General features: G+C 62.0%; 14 protein-coding genes. 7 read left to right on the forward strand and 7 right to left on the reverse strand.

The genetic code is table 11. The annotated features are described in order from the left end of the window. Positions 1–7: 7 nt before the first annotated feature. A complete protein-coding gene (locus SSARUM_RS08760; RefSeq protein WP_033637937.1) occupies positions 8–1,219 on the reverse strand; it encodes an acetyl-CoA C-acyltransferase in 1,212 nt (403 codons plus the stop codon). 9 nt (positions 1,220–1,228) lie between these two features. Beyond that, positions 1,229–2,758, reverse strand: a complete 1,530-nt coding sequence (locus tag SSARUM_RS08765) for a 3-hydroxyacyl-CoA dehydrogenase NAD-binding domain-containing protein (protein ID WP_043147186.1) — start codon at positions 2,756–2,758, stop codon at positions 1,229–1,231. A gap of 335 nt (positions 2,759–3,093) precedes the next feature. On the opposite strand from SSARUM_RS08765, the gene SSARUM_RS08770 reads away from it, so the two are divergent. From SSARUM_RS08770 to SSARUM_RS08780, 3 genes are all read left to right on the forward strand, one after another. Further along, positions 3,094–3,810 carry a LuxR family transcriptional regulator gene (locus SSARUM_RS08770; protein ID WP_033637939.1) on the forward strand — a complete coding sequence of 239 codons (717 nt, stop codon included), beginning with the start codon at positions 3,094–3,096 and terminating at the stop codon, positions 3,808–3,810. Between the two features lie 181 nt (positions 3,811–3,991). Further along, positions 3,992–4,420, forward strand: a complete 429-nt coding sequence (locus SSARUM_RS08775; protein ID WP_033637941.1) for a universal stress protein — start codon at positions 3,992–3,994, stop codon at positions 4,418–4,420. A 177-nt stretch (positions 4,421–4,597) separates the two neighbouring features. Next, the gene (locus SSARUM_RS08780) at positions 4,598–5,278 is read left to right on the forward strand and encodes a hypothetical protein (RefSeq protein ID WP_033637942.1); all 681 of its coding nucleotides are present in this window, start codon (positions 4,598–4,600) and stop codon (positions 5,276–5,278) included. A gap of 45 nt (positions 5,279–5,323) precedes the next feature. Here SSARUM_RS08780 and SSARUM_RS08785 read toward each other — a convergent pair whose 3' ends face one another. The 5 genes from SSARUM_RS08785 to SSARUM_RS08805 form a co-directional block, all read right to left on the reverse strand. After that, on the reverse strand, positions 5,324–6,337 hold the full coding sequence (locus SSARUM_RS08785; protein ID WP_060387556.1) for an Ldh family oxidoreductase: 1,014 nt from the start codon (positions 6,335–6,337) through the stop codon (positions 5,324–5,326). Between the two features lie 19 nt (positions 6,338–6,356). Next, on the reverse strand, positions 6,357–7,922 hold the full coding sequence (locus SSARUM_RS08790) for an APC family permease (protein WP_033646537.1): 1,566 nt from the start codon (positions 7,920–7,922) through the stop codon (positions 6,357–6,359). Positions 7,923–7,966: 44 nt separating this feature from the next. Then, positions 7,967–9,583 (reverse strand): aldehyde dehydrogenase (NADP(+)), encoded by a 1,617-nt coding sequence (locus tag SSARUM_RS08795; RefSeq protein WP_033646536.1) that lies wholly within the window; start codon positions 9,581–9,583, stop codon positions 7,967–7,969. Between the two features lie 54 nt (positions 9,584–9,637). Next, positions 9,638–10,558 (reverse strand): dihydrodipicolinate synthase family protein, encoded by a 921-nt coding sequence (locus SSARUM_RS08800; RefSeq protein WP_033646535.1) that lies wholly within the window; start codon positions 10,556–10,558, stop codon positions 9,638–9,640. A gap of 208 nt (positions 10,559–10,766) precedes the next feature. After that, positions 10,767–11,621: an AraC family transcriptional regulator gene (locus SSARUM_RS08805; RefSeq protein ID WP_033646534.1), complete on the reverse strand. Its 855-nt coding sequence runs from the start codon at positions 11,619–11,621 to the stop codon at positions 10,767–10,769. 389 nt (positions 11,622–12,010) lie between these two features. Between SSARUM_RS08805 and SSARUM_RS08810 the strand changes: the two genes are divergently transcribed. From SSARUM_RS08810 to SSARUM_RS08825, 4 genes are read left to right on the forward strand one after another with little or no spacing between them, the layout of a single operon-like run. Next, a complete protein-coding gene (locus SSARUM_RS08810; RefSeq protein WP_033646532.1) occupies positions 12,011–12,958 on the forward strand; it encodes a 4-hydroxyproline epimerase in 948 nt (315 codons plus the stop codon). Continuing rightward, positions 12,958–14,082 (forward strand): NAD(P)/FAD-dependent oxidoreductase, encoded by a 1,125-nt coding sequence (locus SSARUM_RS08815; protein WP_060429852.1) that lies wholly within the window; start codon positions 12,958–12,960, stop codon positions 14,080–14,082. The genes SSARUM_RS08810 and SSARUM_RS08815 overlap by 1 nt, the downstream gene beginning before the upstream one ends. Then, a complete protein-coding gene (locus SSARUM_RS08820) occupies positions 14,079–14,339 on the forward strand; it encodes a (2Fe-2S)-binding protein (RefSeq protein ID WP_033646529.1) in 261 nt (86 codons plus the stop codon). Before SSARUM_RS08815 ends, SSARUM_RS08820 begins: the two co-directional genes overlap by 4 nt. Further along, entirely contained in the window at positions 14,332–15,600 is a 1,269-nt protein-coding gene (locus SSARUM_RS08825; protein WP_033646528.1) for an FAD-dependent oxidoreductase, read from the forward strand. The genes SSARUM_RS08820 and SSARUM_RS08825 overlap by 8 nt, the downstream gene beginning before the upstream one ends. Positions 15,601–15,629 lie beyond the last annotated feature (29 nt).

A 15,629-nucleotide genomic window follows, 5' to 3' on the forward strand; every position in this document is an offset into this window, starting at 1 on the left:
CCTTGTGTTAAACGGCTTTAAGGTTTAATGACAGCCCCTGACCGACGCCGACGCACATCGTCACCAATGCGTTGCCGGCCTGCCGATCGCGTAGTTCCAGCGCCGCCGACAGCACCAGGCGCGCGCCGGACATCCCCAGCGGGTGACCGAGCGCGATGGCGCCGCCGTTCGGGTTGACCCGCGCGTCGTGGGCGTCGATGCGCCAGTGTTTCAGCGCCGCCAGAACCTGTGAGGCGAAGGCTTCGTTAATCTCGATGATGTCGAAGTCGTTCAAGGTGAACCCGCCGCGCTGCAGCAAGCGCTCGGTGGAGGCGATCGGCCCCAGCCCCATCAACGCCGGTTCAACGCCGGCGGCCGCGCTGTCGCCGATCTCCGCCAGCGGTTGCCACCCTTGGCGTTTCACGTAGCGCCCGGAAGCCAGCAGCAGCGCGGCGGCGCCGTCGTTGATGCCGGAAGCGTTGCCCGCGGTGACCGAACCGCCGGCGGAGAACGCCGGTTTCAGCGCCTGCAGCTGCTGCAGCGTGCTGAGGCGCGGGAACTCATCCTGCGCGAATGTACGCGTGGTCTTGCGATCCGCCGGCACGTCCACGGGCGTGATTTCCCGCGCCAGCCGGCCGCTGTCGATCGCCCGGCGGGCCTTTTGCTGCGAGGCCAGCGCGAACAGATCCTGCTCCTCGCGCGAGATGTGCTGCCGTTGGGCCACGTTTTCCGCCGTGATGCCGAGCGGATCGCTGCCGTAGCGCTCCGCCAGCCGCGGGTTAACAAAGCGCCATCCCAGCGTGGTGTCGTACAGCTTCACCCCCTTGTCGAACGGCGTGTCGCCCTTGCTCAGCACATAGGGCGCGCGGCTCATGCTTTCCACGCCGCCGGCCAGAATCAGTTCGCTAAGGCCGCTGCGGATTTTCGCCGCGGCGTAGATCACCGCATCCAACCCAGAGGCGCAAAGGCGGTTGAGGGTGATGGCCGGCACCGACGGATCCAGCCCGGAAAGCAGCGCCGCCATGCGGGCGACGTTGCGGTTGTCCTCGCCGGCCTGGTTGGCGCAGCCCAGCACCACTTCGTCCAGCTTCGCTTCCGCCGCCGGATTGCGCTGCAGCAGACTGCGAATGATCGTTGCCGCCATGTCGTCGGGGCGGGTATGCGCCAGGCTGCCGCCATAGGCGCCAATCGCCGTGCGCGTGCCGTCGATCAGATAAACGCCGTCATCGTTAATGCTCATCATGGATCCTTAAGGCGTGGTCGTCAGCGCCGGTTGCGCGGCGTGTAGAAGGGTGTAATGCGGCGCATAGCGTGCCGCGTGCAGCAGCTGCGCCAGGTTGCTCAGCGTCGTCCTGACGTTTTTCTCCCCCAGGCTATCGAGCAAGCCGAAAATGCCGTCGGCGTAGTTAACGCCGGCGACGGCGGCGACATTGATGTCTTCCCGGCTGCAGACGCCGCTTTCCACCATGATCACCGACTCGTTGATCAGGCTGCTGAGGACGCGGGCGACGATCAGCGCCGGGGAGTCCTTGATAAATTCAACCTGCGGGATTGCCGTGTGCAGCAGGCGTAAAAACAGCGCCTTATTGGCCGCAGAGGCGTGGCGGTTGTGCGCTGCCACCAGATACGCCGTGTCGGCGTAGTTCAGGGCGACATCGACCACAAAGGCATCCGCCGCCGTCAGCTCCGCCAACTGGCTCGCCGTGCGGCCATCGGTGACGCTGACGGTGAAAGCCTCATTGATCTGGACGGCCGGCCCCAGGCCCGGTAAGGCCGGCCGTTGCTCCACGCGCAGCCGTGGCCACTGAAGCGCGGCCCGCTGTTGCAACAGGGTAAAAAAAGGGTGTTCGCCGTAAACGCGCAGCGTCTCGACGTCTGCATCGGTGGCGGCCGTTACCGGTAAGGCGTTTTCTTCGGCGGCAAAATAGGAGCGGCCGTTCTTTTTCCCCAACAGACCGGCATCGACCAGCGAACGCTGCAGATGGCCGGGGGTATAGCGCGGATCGTATTGCATGTCCTGCCAGATTTGCCGGCTGACCTGATAGTTGATGTCCTGGCCGATAAAATCGGTCAGCTCGAGCGGCCCCATGCGAAAGTGCCCGCCGGCCTTGAGGGCGCGGTCGATCTGCGGCGCGCGCGCCACGTGTTCTTCCAACAGGCGGAACCCTTCCAGGTAGTAGGGGCGGGCCATGCGGTTGACGATAAACCCCGGCGTGGCCTGGCAGACGACATCGCGTTTCCCCAACGCGGCCACCAGCTGACGGCAACGTTCGGTGGTGGCGCGTGCGGTAAAGTAGGCCGGGATGATTTCAATCAGTTTCATCAGCGGCGCGGGATTGAAAAAGTGCAAACCGATAAACCGCTCGCTGTGCGTCACCGCGGTTGCCAGCTTGTTAAGCGACAGTGAGGATGTATTGGTGGCGATCAGCGTGTCGGGCTTGACCGCCGCGGCGATGGCCGCCAGCACCTCAAGTTTGGTTTGCTCTTGCTCGGCGATGGTTTCTATCACTAGATCGCTGTCGGCGATAGTCTCAAACACCGAGGTGAACACCAGATTAGCCAGCACTGCGCCTTTATCCTGCAGCGCGATCTTGCCCTGTTCGACTTTCTTGTTCAGGTCTTGCGCGATATATTCGCGAGCCTGATTGAGGGTATTGCCGTTGCGATTATAAAGCACCGTGCGAATGCCTTTTTGCGCGAAAAGATAAGCGATGCCTCTGCCCATCGTTCCCGCGCCGATAATCGCAGCCGATTGAATTGCCGCATTACTTTCTGCCATAGAAAATCCCCGTCACTGTATGCCATGCGAAATTCGCAAATGCTTATTATCTCTTTGGATTTACGGAGGCACCGGGTGCCTGTCTGGAAAGTAATTGGCGGTGCCTTGGCTGTCTAACGGTAGAAATGACAGGTTTACGCGCCGAGGATATTATGCTATTCGCGTAGTTTTCCTGTGCGGCGCAATAAAAAGGCTTATTTTAAGGGGAATAGCTGTTTTCGTTATAGCGTTGGTATTTTTTATTATATGAAACGGCTACTGACGCCGGACGGCGATATTCTATAGTGAGTCTGACCTATCGATAAATCGGCATCGCTATCTGGAGAACCTGCGTTATGGATACCCGCACTCAACGGCTCATGGCGGAGGTGATTGGCAGCCTGGCCGATCGCGAACGTTTTCTGACGCAGCTGGGGCCCTGCGCTGAGGCGTTGGGGTTTGATTATTTCTCCTACATCGTGTTTTCCTGTTATCCGGCCAGCCGCCCCAAGATGCTGATCGAAGGGAATTTTTCAGCGAACTATCTCGAAGATTATCGGCGGCAGCGGGTGTATTTGCAGGATCCGGTTATTGAGCGCGCTCACCATTCCACGCTGCAGTTTCAGTGGGACGAAAGCTTTTATCACGAGCGGCCGCTGCTTTGGCGGCATATGGCGCAGTTCGGCCTGTGCGCCGGTTGGTCGCAGTCGGTCAAGGATTGCTATGGCCGGCTGGGGATCCTGACGTTTGCCGGCAAAGCGCTACCCGAGCAAACGCCGCAAGCGCGGGCGGCAAATGAAACCTTCTTCCTTTGGCTGGCGCAAACCGCCCATAAAACGCTGCGTGAAGCCTTGATCTCGGTGAACGACGACGCGATAAAAGATGTGCTGACGCTGCGCGAAAAAGACATCCTACGCTGGTGCAGCGAAGGGAAAACGGCGGAAGAGATCGCGCTGTTGATGGGGGTGAGCGAGCGCACGATCAATTTCCATATCGGCAACTCGATTAAAAAACTTTCTGTCGCTAATAAGACCGCCGCCACCGCCAAAGCGGTTTATTTGCAGCTGATTTAATCTTGAGTAATAAATAATTAAGTCCCTATCCGTTATCGGCGTGATGTTTATATTTTGTTAAATTAAGAACTGTCCTTATTCAGTATTTACCCCCCGATCACAAAAGCGTGATAAAGCGATTCACCGCCGCCGTGCGCGGCAGTATTCTGTAGGCACCCGGTTTACATAGAAAGGACGTGATATGTACAAGACTATTTTAGTGCCGATCGATATTGAAGAGGATCTGTTGACCGAGCATGCGCTGAAGCATGTGGAATATTTGGCGAAGCTGTCCGGCGCTAAAGTGCATTTCTTCCATGCGCTGCCGGATGCCTCGGCGTTTGTTACTGCCTATTCGTTCGGTCTCAAGGAGTTTGAGAATCAGGCGGAAGTGAAGGCGGTGGATAAACTGAAGAAAATCATGTCGGAAATCGATCTGCCGTTGGATCGCCTCAATTACACCGTCAGCTTCGGCTCTGCACGCGATCAGGTGTTGGAACTGGCGGAAGAGATCGACGCCGATCTGATCATCATCGGTTCGCGTCGCCCGAGCGTGAAAACCTATCTGCTGGGATCTAACGCCGCCGCTATCGTTCGCCATGCCAATATTTCGGTAATGGTGGTCAGATAATCCATCTTAAGCCCACCGTTTTCGGGCGCGTTCTGCGGTTGCCGGTCGGCAGCAGAGCGTGCCTGGCGCTTTATTGCCATCTCAGCCTGAGCTGCTACGATTTTAGCTGACGTTTTTATGCCAACCGGGCCACCGGCCTTGCGCATATTCTTCATCTCAGCCAGAAGAGGGGCAGCTATGCCATTAGAAGTCGATGGGATTATCAGAGGCGATCGGGGCAGTGAACCGAGCCGTTGGCAACATGCGTCAACCAAGCCGCTTATTACGCTGACCTGGCATCACACCATTCCCTGGAACTGTTTGCGTAATGTCTGGAATGGTCTGGTGGCGGGGCAGCATTGGGACGCGCTGGACGAGTTTATGAACCTGATCGGTGTGCCAAACCGCGCCGAGGTGCTCAAACAGATCAAAAATAAAAATCTGCAGGATCGCGATGGATTACACACTCTGGTGACCTGGCAAGGATGGAATATCGTCGAGGGGCCAGGTAACGAATATCGCGCGCAGGGGGACGATCCCGGCGAAAACTTCGACGGTTGGTCGGGTAAGGGAATGAGCACTAATCAGCAAGCGACGCTGCAGCAGGTCAACGTGTTGTATCAGGTGATGGCGCCGTTGGGAAGCCGGGCGCTGGATGCCGCCAGACAGGCGCCGCCCATTACCGCTGAGGAAGCGGGCGTCTTGCAACGGACGATTAAACAGACCCGCCCAACGTTGCGAGGAAAGGAACCGATCCGGTGGCAAGAAGATATGTGGCATCAGGTGCAGCCGGGTAAAGAGGCGAAACACTTTGCCCGCTGGGATACCAAACCGGTGTGGCGCAAGCGCCTGCACAGCGATCTGGCTCAGGCAGGATAAGCCTTTCCCCGCGCCGGGTTGCCGGCGCGGGGCATTAACCCGGCGCTAATCGCACAGCGCCACGATTTCGTCGTACAACGTCCTGGGGATTTCCACGCCGTATTGCTCGCTCTGGCGCCGCTGCCGATAACGGCGTTCGCCGGGAATGCGTGCGCCTTGCGCCTGCATATCGGCAAACATCGCCTCTGCTCCGGCGAAATATTTCGCCTTATCCGCACCGAGAAAACGCTCAGGATCCAACGCGATGATCAGCTCACCGCCGTAAGGCGACGAACCGGTGCCGTCGTCATAGGCCAGCGATTCCTTGCTGGTCATATCGCCGATCAGCGGCCCGGCCAACAATTCCACCATCGCTGCCAGCGCCGAGCCCTTATGCCCGCCGAAGGTCAGCATTGCACCCTCCAGCACGCTGGCGGCATCGGTGGACGGATTGCCCGCCTTATCAATGCCCCAGCCTTCAGGCAGCGGGGTGCCGGCGCGGCGATGCAGTTCGATTTCGCCGCGCGCCGCCGCGCTGGTGGCCATGTCGAACAAAAACGGCGGCCGATCCGCACGCGGCCAGCCGAAGGCGATGGGGTTGGTGCCGAACAGCGGTCGCGAACCGCCGGCCGGCGTCACCCACGCGTGGCTGGGCGTGCAGGCCAAGGCCACCAACCCCTGTTCGATCAGCGGTTCGATGTCGGCCCACAGCGCGGAGAAATGCACGCAGCGGTTGATCGCCAGCGCGGCGATGCCATTGGCGCGCACCTTCTCGATAAAGACCGGCAGAGCGGTGCGGTAGGCCAGCAGGGAAAACGCGCCGCCGGCGTCGGCGCGCAAGATGGCCGGTGCCTGGTCGAACAACCTGGGCATCGCATCGGCAGAGACCTTGCCTGCCCGCAGCGATCGCACGCAGCCCAACAGCCGGTATAGCCCGTGAGAAGCGCAGCCGTCGCGTTCACCCTGGGTGACATTTTGCGCCACCGCCTCGGCATGAGCCGGATTGAAACCGTTGCTGCGCAGCGTACGCAACGCCAGTTGATAAGCCTGTTCCAGCGACAGCACGTGCATGGATGTCATTTCGATGTCCTCCCCGAGTTCATTCTTCTTCATCGCCGATAAAATTGGCCTGGGGTAAACAGGTATAGGCGCCCCAGTAGTAAATCGCCAGCGCAATCACCGCCATGGTGAGGGTGTCCCACGGGTGGGCAATAGCGCCGATGCCGCCAAAGCTGCTGAGATAGGAAAGCCCGATCACCAGCGCATAGAAGACGATCAGCCACAGCGAGGACCAAATTTGCTGCCGGAGGCTAACGGCATGGGTCGGCACCTGATTCTTGAACAGGATGTAGATGAAGAACATCAGGATCTGCAAGCCGAGCAGCCAGGAGACGGTGTCCCAGCCGGACCAGAAGACGATCAGCGCCGAAATGATAAACGACAGCGGGCCGAGCACGCAGAAACCGCGCACCCGGAACGGACGCGGCATATCGGGCGCATTGCGCCGCAGCCCGGCGGCGGTGACCGGGGCGATGGCGTAGCTCAGCACCAGGGCGGCGGACACCACGCCGATCAGCTTTTCCCACGACGGGAACGGCAGCGTCCAGAATACCGAGAGAGCGAAGGTCAACCACAGCGCCGGGCGGGGGATGCCGGAGTCGCCATCCACCCGGGTGAACAGTTTGAAGAAGGTGCCGGCGCGCGCCCAACCGTAGATAACGCGAGGCGTGGCGTTCATATAGATATTGCCGGTGCCGCTCGGCGAAACGATCGCGTCGCTGACCACCAGAAACGCCAGCCATCCCATGCCGAGCGTGATGGCGATGTCGCGGAACGGCAGGGAGAACTGTTGGCTGATGCCGGCCCAGCCGCCGCTCAGCATCTCGCTGGGGATACTGCCGAGAAACGCTATCTGCAGCAGCACATAGATGATGGTGGACAGCACCACCGACAGGATCAGCGCGATGGGAATGGTGCGCTGCGGCCGTTGCACCTCGCTGGCGACCGAAATGATCGGCGTCAGGCCGAGGTAGGCAAAGATGATGCCGCCGGCGGAAATGGCGGCCTCAACGCCGGCGGAACCGAAGGGGGCAAAGCCCTGGCTGTGCAGGTTTTCCGGTTTGAAAAAGCTGAACAACACCACGATCACCAGCAGCGGCACCAGAAACTTCAGCACGCTAATCAGGTTATTGGATTTGGCGAAGGTTTTTACGCTGTAATAGTTGAGCGCGAAGAAAAAGCACAGCAGCGCCAACTGCACCAGCCAGCCGACCGGGGTCGGGTCGCCGGAACCCGGCTGGCTGAGGAACGGGAACCAGGCGGCGGCGTACTGCCGTGCGGCGACGACTTCGATGGCGATCAGGCTGGAGAAGGCGATCAGCGTGATAAATCCCAGCAGATAACCCATCAGTTCGCCGTGTGAGAAGACCGGATAGCGAATGATGCCGCCGGCGCGCGGCAGGGCGGCGCCCAGCTCGCAGTAGACGATGCCGAGCAGCAGCACCGCCAGGCCGCCGATCAGCCAGGAATAGATGCCGGCCGGGCCGGCGATGGAGGAGACATGGCTGGCGGCGAACAGCCAACCGGAGCCGAAGATGGCGCCCAGACCGATGAACGTCAGATCGGTGAGCGTAAGCTGCTTCTTGAATTTGCCTTGGGTTGTCATGGTATTACCCTTTTGTTATTGAGTGGCAGACAGATGCGGCCGGGCTAATTTTGGGCAGGTGAAACCAGGGGATCTCGGGTGTAAACGCCGTTCACCAGCCGTAGCAGGTTGAGCGGGTTGGCGTCCTGCAGCGCCGGCGGCAACAGCGCTGCGGGGGTGTTTTGCAAACAGACCGGCCGCAGGAAACGCTCGATGGCCAGCGTGCCTACCGAGGTGCCGCGCGCGTCGCTGGTGGCCGGATAAGGGCCGCCGTGCACCATGGCGTCGCACACTTCCACCCCGGTCGGATACCCGTTGAACAGCACCCGACCGGCTTTGCGCGCCAACAGGGACGTCAGCCCGGCGGCCATCGCGAGATCGTCGTCGTCCGCCAGCAGCGTGGCGGTCAACTGGCCTTGCAATGCCGCCAGCGCCGCATGCAGCTGCGCTTCGTCATCCATCGCCACCAGGATGCTGACCGGGCCGAAGACCTCTTGTTGCAGCAGCGGGTCGGCCTGCAGCAGCAGCGCCCCCTCCGCCTGATAAAGCTGCGCCGCCGCGCGAAGAGCGGGCGTTTCGCTGCGGCCTGCCAGACGCCGCATACCCGGGTGGGCATTGAGGGCCGCCAGCCCGTGACGGTAGTGCTCCAGCGTGCCGGCATTCAGCATCGGCTGCGGCTCGGCGGCGTTGACCAGGGCGCTCATCGTTTCGGTCAGCCGCTCGAAGGCGGCGCCGCGCAGCGCGACGATCACGCCGGGCTTGGTGCAGAACTGACCGCAGCCGAGCGTGAAGGAAGAGACCAATTCCTGCGCGATGCGCTGCTCGCGCCGCGCCAGCGCCTTGGGCAGGATCACTACCGGGTTGATGCTCGACATTTCGGCGAAGACCGGGATAGGTTGAGGGCGTTGCGTCGCCAGATCGAAGAGCGCCCGGCCACCTTGCAGCGAGCCGGTGAATCCCACCGCCTGAATCGCCGGATGTTGTACCAAATCGGCCCCCACGCGGTTGCCGAAGATCATGTTGAAGACGCCGGGGGGCATCCCGGTGCGTTCCCGTGCGCGCTCGATCGCCTGAGCGGTCAGCTCCGCGGTGATCATATGGCCGCTGTGCGCCTTGAACACGATCGGGCAGCCGGCGGCGAGCGCGGCGGCGGTATCGCCGCCCGCGGTGGAAAACGCCAGCGGGAAGTTGCTGGCGCCGAAGACCGCCACCGGGCCGAGCGCCGTGCGGTATTGACGCAGATCGGGGCGCGGCAGGGGGGAACGCTGCGGCAGCGCGCAGTCGATGCGCACGCCCTCGACGTCGCCGCGCCGCAGCAGCGTGGCGAACAGCCGCATCTGGCCGCTGGTTCTGGCGCGTTCGCCGCTCAACCGCGCCTGGGGCAAGGCCGTTTCCTGCATGGCGAAGGCGAAGAAAACATCATCCAACGCGTCTATCTCCTCGGCGATGGCGTCGAGAAAGTTAGCGCGTTGTTCCGCGCTGAGCTGCGAATAGGGCGCAAAAGCCGCGGCGGCGGCTTCGGCGGCGGCGGCGGTTTCTGCCGCCGTGGCCTGGTGGAAGCGGTAACCGGTCGGCTGACCGTCGTCGGCGCGCAGGCTGAGCAGCGCCGCTTCCCCTTCGGCGCGGCGCTGGCCGCCGATAAATTGTTGGCCGCTGATGGCGGCATAGCGAGCGTTGGGCATCGGTTCCCCCGGTAGAGAAAGCATGACGCCCGGCATGGCCGGGCGGTGAAGGCGTTATAGGCCGACGTTCGGCAGCGCCGGGCGAGTGGCCAGCGCTTTATCGATCATGGCGTTGATCTCGCTGAGCGTTTCCCCCTGCAGCGCCAGGCGCGGCGGACGAGTGACGGCGCTGCCGCGGCCGACTCGCTGCTCGCAAAGCTTGATGCACTGCACCAGGTCAGGGCGGGCATCGAGGTGCAGCAGCGGCATGAACCAGCGGTACAGCGCCAATGCTTCCTCATAGCGTTTTTCCTTCGCCAGCCGGAACAGGGTTTCCCCTTCGCGCGGGAAGGCATTGGACATGCCGGAGATCCAGCCTTGCGCGCCGACGGCGATGCTTTCCAGCACCACATCGTCCAACCCGGCGAACAGCACGAAGCGATTGCCGACTTCGTTGCGCAGATCAATAAAGCGGCGGGTGTCGCCCGACGAGTCTTTGAAGCACACGATGTTCTCGCAGTCGACCAGCGAGGTCAGGATGTCGGGCGTGACGTCATTTTTGTAAATGGGAGGGTTGTTGTAGACCATGATCGGCAGATCGGTCGCGCCGGCGACGCTGCGGAAATGCGCGGCGGTTTCGTGCGGCTTGGCGGAGTAGACCAGCGCCGGCATCACCATAATCCCGTCGACGCCGGCCTTTTGCGCTTCACGCGCCATATTCTGCGCGAAGGCGGTGGTGAACTCGGCGATGCCGGCGATCACCGGCACTTTACCGTCGGCGGCGTCTCTCGCCACTTCGATCACCGCCAGCTTTTCCTGCACCGTCATTGAGGTATTTTCACCGACGGTGCCGCACACCACCAGGCCGGAGACACCGTCGCGCACCAGGTTTTTGATCACCGTATGAGTGGCGTCGAGATCCAGAGAGAAATCGTTGCGGAACTGGGTCGTCACCGCCGGGAATACGCCGCTCCAGCTTATGGCTTTATGGCTCATCGTGTTTGTCCTGTCGTCCGTAAGTGTTAATGAAAAGTGAATCTTTGGTAAGGCTCACCGACAGATTGACCGGTATTGCGCAGGGAGGCTTGACGCTTTTCGCCGATTGCCGCGACGAAATTGGCACAATGCCGGCGGAACGCGGGCGTGAAAAATCCGGGCGCCGGCGCACCGTGAAAAGAGGGGGGTAACCAGATAAATCAGCGCGTTAAGCGGAAAGCGTCAGGCGGAAATCGCGCGGCGTGGAGCCGGTCATCGCTTTGAACTGACGGCTGAAGGCGCTGTGATCGGTGTAGCCGCACTGCAGCGCGATGTCGGTGATCGGCAGATCGCCGGCCAGCAGTTCAGTGGCCTTTTCCAGCCGCACTTTATGGATCATCTGGCGCGGGGTGAGGTGGAAGATACGTTTGCAGTAGCGTTCGATCTGCGCCACCGACAACCCGGTCAGTGCCGTCAGCTCCTCAAGCGCGATCGGCCGGGCATAGTGGCGGCGGATGTGCACGTCGATCGCCGCCAGCCGTTGGTAGGCCGGGTGATTGGCCCTGGCCTCCTGCAGATCGTGAGAAATACCCGCCATACCGATGATTTTTCCCTGTGCATCATACAGCGCCAGCTTTTGCGTCAGGCACCAGCCGGTTTCTCGGCCGTTGTACAGGTGCATTTCCAGCTGATCCTGGATCAGCACGCCGTGGCGCAATACCCGCAGATCCTGCTCGGTATAGTCGGATCCGAGCTGAGCGGGAAAAACGTCGGCGGAGGTTTTGCCCAGCAGCGGCGTGACGGTTTTGAAACCGCAGCGCCTGGCCAGCGTGAGGTTGGCCAGCAGGTAGCGGGCCTGGGCGTCTTTGATAAAGAACACCACGTTGGGGATCGCGTTCAGCAACGGCGCGATCAGCGCCAGCGTATTCAGCAGATCGCGCAGGTTGTTCGGGCGCTGCTGCGCCAGCCCGTCGCACAGGCGTGACAGATGTTCGACGGCAAAAACGTCCTCCTGTTCCGGCAGCCCCACGAGTGAAGGCGGCGAGAGAGAAACCGGAGGCTGATAGTCTGAAGTGGATCTCATAGCAGTCCCTTTTCGGTCGTTAGCCGGGAAAACAGGCGGGTCAGGTTGATGTCTTCGCATCAATATTAACTTTTCTGTAACGAATCAAGCGCTATTTCCGGCCACCTGCCAAATATGCGGATTGCCGCATACTTTTGCCGGACGGCGCGTGGCGGTTGCTTGAAAACTGCGGCGTTTCTCGTCATGCGGAGATTTAGCATGAAAGTAACGTCATGATAAATAAGTTATTGTTATGGCATTCGTTAATATCATGCCCGCAACGCGTCAGGCCTGACTTTTGTCACTATGCTGATTTCTTCATTCGCCGCGCCGAAACGCATCAAGCCGTTAAGCCCACATTCGTTCAGGCTAACGCTATTGGTAACATCTCATTAACTCAGGAGACGCCGATGGCACTTTCTGCGCATATCACCGCTTTGCGGGCGATCGATTCTCATACCGGCGGAGAGCCGACCCGCCTGATCGTGGAAGGTTTTCCCGATCTCGGCGCGGGCAGCATGGCGGAACGGCGGGCGCGCTTCGCGCAACATTATGATGATTGGCGCTGCGCGGTGATGCTCGAACCGCGCGGCAATGACGTGCTGGTGGGGGCGTTGCTGTGCCGCCCTTGCTCGCCACAGGCCACCGCCGGGGTGATCTTCTTTAACAACAGCGGCTATCTGGGCATGTGCGGGCACGGCACTATCGGGCTGATCGCTTCGCTGGCGCACCTGGGGCGCATCCACGCCGGGCGCCATCTGATAGAAACCCCGGTCGGCCCGGTAAACGCCACGCTGCACGAGGACGGCAGCGTCACGGTAGAGAACGTGGCGGCTTATCGTTACCGCCGCCAGGTGCGGCTTGAGGTGGCGGGTTACGGGCCGGTGACCGGTGACATCGCCTGGGGCGGCAACTGGTTCTTCCTGATCGGCGAGTCGCCGTTGTCCATCGATAAACAAAATCTGGAGGCGTTGACCGCGTTCACCTGGGCGGTGCGGCAGACGTTGGAACAGGCGGGCATTCACGGTGAAGACGGCGGAGCGATAGACCATATCGAACTGTTCGGTGACGATCCGCAGGCCGACAGCCGCAGCTTTGTGCTGTGCCCCGGTAAAGCCTATGATCGTTCCCCGTGCGGCACCGGCACCAGCGCCAAACTGGCGTGTCTGGCGGCGGACGGCAAACTGGCGCCGGACACGCAGTGGCGGCAGGCCAGCGTGATCGGCAGCGAATTCCAGGCCTATTATCGTTGGAACGGCGATCGCATCGCCCCCTTTATTCGCGGGCAGGCCTACGTGTGCGCCGATAGCCAGCTGCTGCTCGACGAACGCGATCCCTTCGTCTGGGGAATACGCTGATGGGCGCCGAGCGGGGAGCCGATGTCATCGTGGTCGGCGCCGGCATCATCGGCGCCGCCTGCGCCTGGCGGTTGGCGCGGGAAGGCTATCGCGTCTCGGTGGTGGACGATCGCCGCGCCGGCGCCACCGCCGCCGGCATGGGGCATCTGGTGTGCATGGACGATAATCCGGCCGAGCTGGCGTTGAGCGCTTATTCGCTGCGGTTATGGCGTGAAGTGACGGGGCGCATGCCGCAAGCGTGTGCCTGGCGCGGCTGCGGAACGCTATGGCTGGCGGATAAAGCGGATGAAATGGCCATCGCCGAGCAAAAGCGGGTGCGGCTGGCGGAGCAGGGCGTGGCCGCGGAATTGCTGACGGCGGAACAGATCGCCGCCATGGAGCCGATGCTGCGGCACGGCCTGGCCGGCGGACTGCGGGTGCCGGGCGACGGCATTCTGTATGCGCCGCTCGCGGCTCGCTGGCTGTTGGCCGACGGTGGTGCGGCAATCGACGTGGTGCACGGCGAAGCGGCAGCGCTGGAAGAGGGAGCCGTGCGGCTGGCGGACGGCAGACGCCTGGCCGCGCCGGTGGTGCTCCTGGCGTGCGGCCTTGGGGCCAATGGCCTATTGCCGCAGACTTTGCTGTACGCCAAAAAGGGCCATCTGGCGATCACCGATCGCTACCCGCTGCGGGTGCGGCATCAACTGGTGGAGTTGGGGTATGGGGCCAGCGCGCATGCCAGCGACGGCACGTCGGTGGCATTCAATGTGCAGGCACGGCCCACCGGGCAATGGCTGATCGGTTCTTCTCGCCAGTTCGGCGCCGTCGATTCGGTGTTGGACATGCCGCTGTTGGCGGCGATGCTTGCGCGTGCGCAGCATTTCTTGCCCGCACTGGCGCAGATGAACATCATTCGCTGCTGGACCGGGCTGCGCGCCGCCTCCGTCGACGGGCTGCCGCTGTTGGGCGCGCATCCACGGTATTCCTGGCTGTGGCTGGCACTGGGGCACGAGGGATTGGGCGTCACGACCGCCCTCGGCAGCGCTGCGCTGATCGCTGCGCAGATCGGCCGGCAAACGCCGGAGATTGACGATTCCCCGTATTTGGCGGCGCGGGCGTTTGCCGCCGAGGAGCTGCCTGTATGAATGAAAGACAAAACACGATCGCGTTGAGCATCGATGGCGAGCACCGGCGGGTGCCGGTTGGCCTCAGCGTTGCTGCGGCGCTCAGCCTGTGCGGCGACGATCGTTGTCGGTTGTCTGTTTCACATCAACCGCGCGCTCCCTTTTGCGGCATGGGCGTTTGTCAGGAGTGCCGGGTGAACATTAACGGTCTGCGTCGCCTGGCGTGCCAAACGCTGTGCCAAGCCGGCATGCGCATTGAGAGGAGCGATGATGAGTAACTTAGACTGTGAGGTGCTGATCGTCGGTGCCGGGCCGGCCGGCATGGCGGCGGCGCTGGCCGCGGCGGAAAGCGGTGGCCAGGTGCGAATGATTGATGATAATCCGCATCCCGGCGGGCAAATTTGGCGCGATGGGCCACAGGTGGTTTTGCCTGAAACGGCGAACCGCTATCGGCAGGCGGTGGCGACGAAGGAAAATATTGCGCTGCAGCCCGGTTGCAAGCTGGTGGCGCAGTGTGGCGCTAACCGATTGGCGTATGAAGACGCCGATGGCTGCGGCGTGATTCGCTATCAAAAGCTGATTCTATGCAATGGCGCGCGTGAACTTCTGCTGCCGTTCCCCGGCTGGACGCTGCCGGGGGTGACCGGCGCCGGTGGTCTACAGGCGCAAATCAAGCAAGGGCTGGCTATCCGCGGCGAACGAGTGGCGATAGCCGGCAGCGGGCCGCTGCTGTTGGCGGTGGCGAACAGCGTGAAACAGGCCGGAGGCGAGGTGGTGCTGGTGGCTGAGCAGGCGCCGCTTTGGCGGTTGGCGGCGTTCGCCGGCGGCCTGTGGCGTTGGCCAGGCAAGCTGCGTCAGGCGTTTTCTCTGATGCCGCATCGTTACCGTGCCGGTAGCCGGGTGCAGGCGGCGTTGGGGCAAGAACGTTTAACCGCGGTGCGCGTCAATAACGGCGGGCGGGAAAGAACGATCGCCTGCGACAGGTTGGCCTGCGGTTTTGGTCTGGTGGCGAACATTGAGTTGGCGATGCTGCTGGGGTGTCGGATAGAACACGACGCCGTAGCGGTGGATCATTGGCAGCAAACCAGCCAGGTGCAAATTTTTGCTGCCGGGGAATGTACCGGCATCGGCGGCAGTGAATTGGCGCTCACCGAAGGCGCCATCGCCGGTTATGCTGCCACCGGGCAGCGGGAAAAGGCGGATCGCCTGGCGGCGCAGCGGCGGCGATGGCGGCGTTTTGCCACGGCGGCGGCCAGAGCCTTCGCTCTCGATGAGCGCTTGGATTCGCTGGCCAAACCACAAACGCTGCTGTGCCGCTGTGAAGACGTCATGCTGGAACAGGTGCGTCATCAGCCGGATTGGCACACGGCCAAGCTGGGCAGCCGCTGTGGCATGGGGGCATGTCAGGGTAAAGTCTGTGCGACGGCGGCGAGGCAGCTTTTTGGCTGGCCTTTGCCGCCGCCGCGTGTGCCTTTAACGCCGGTCAGAGCGGAAACGTTGGTTGCGCTGGGGCTGCTTGGCGATGACGACGACGGCTGAATGGCTTAGCGGGCATTCCGCACCCGGCA

This window comes from Serratia sarumanii (genome assembly GCF_029962605.1).
Lineage (GTDB): Bacteria > Pseudomonadota > Gammaproteobacteria > Enterobacterales > Enterobacteriaceae > Serratia > Serratia sarumanii.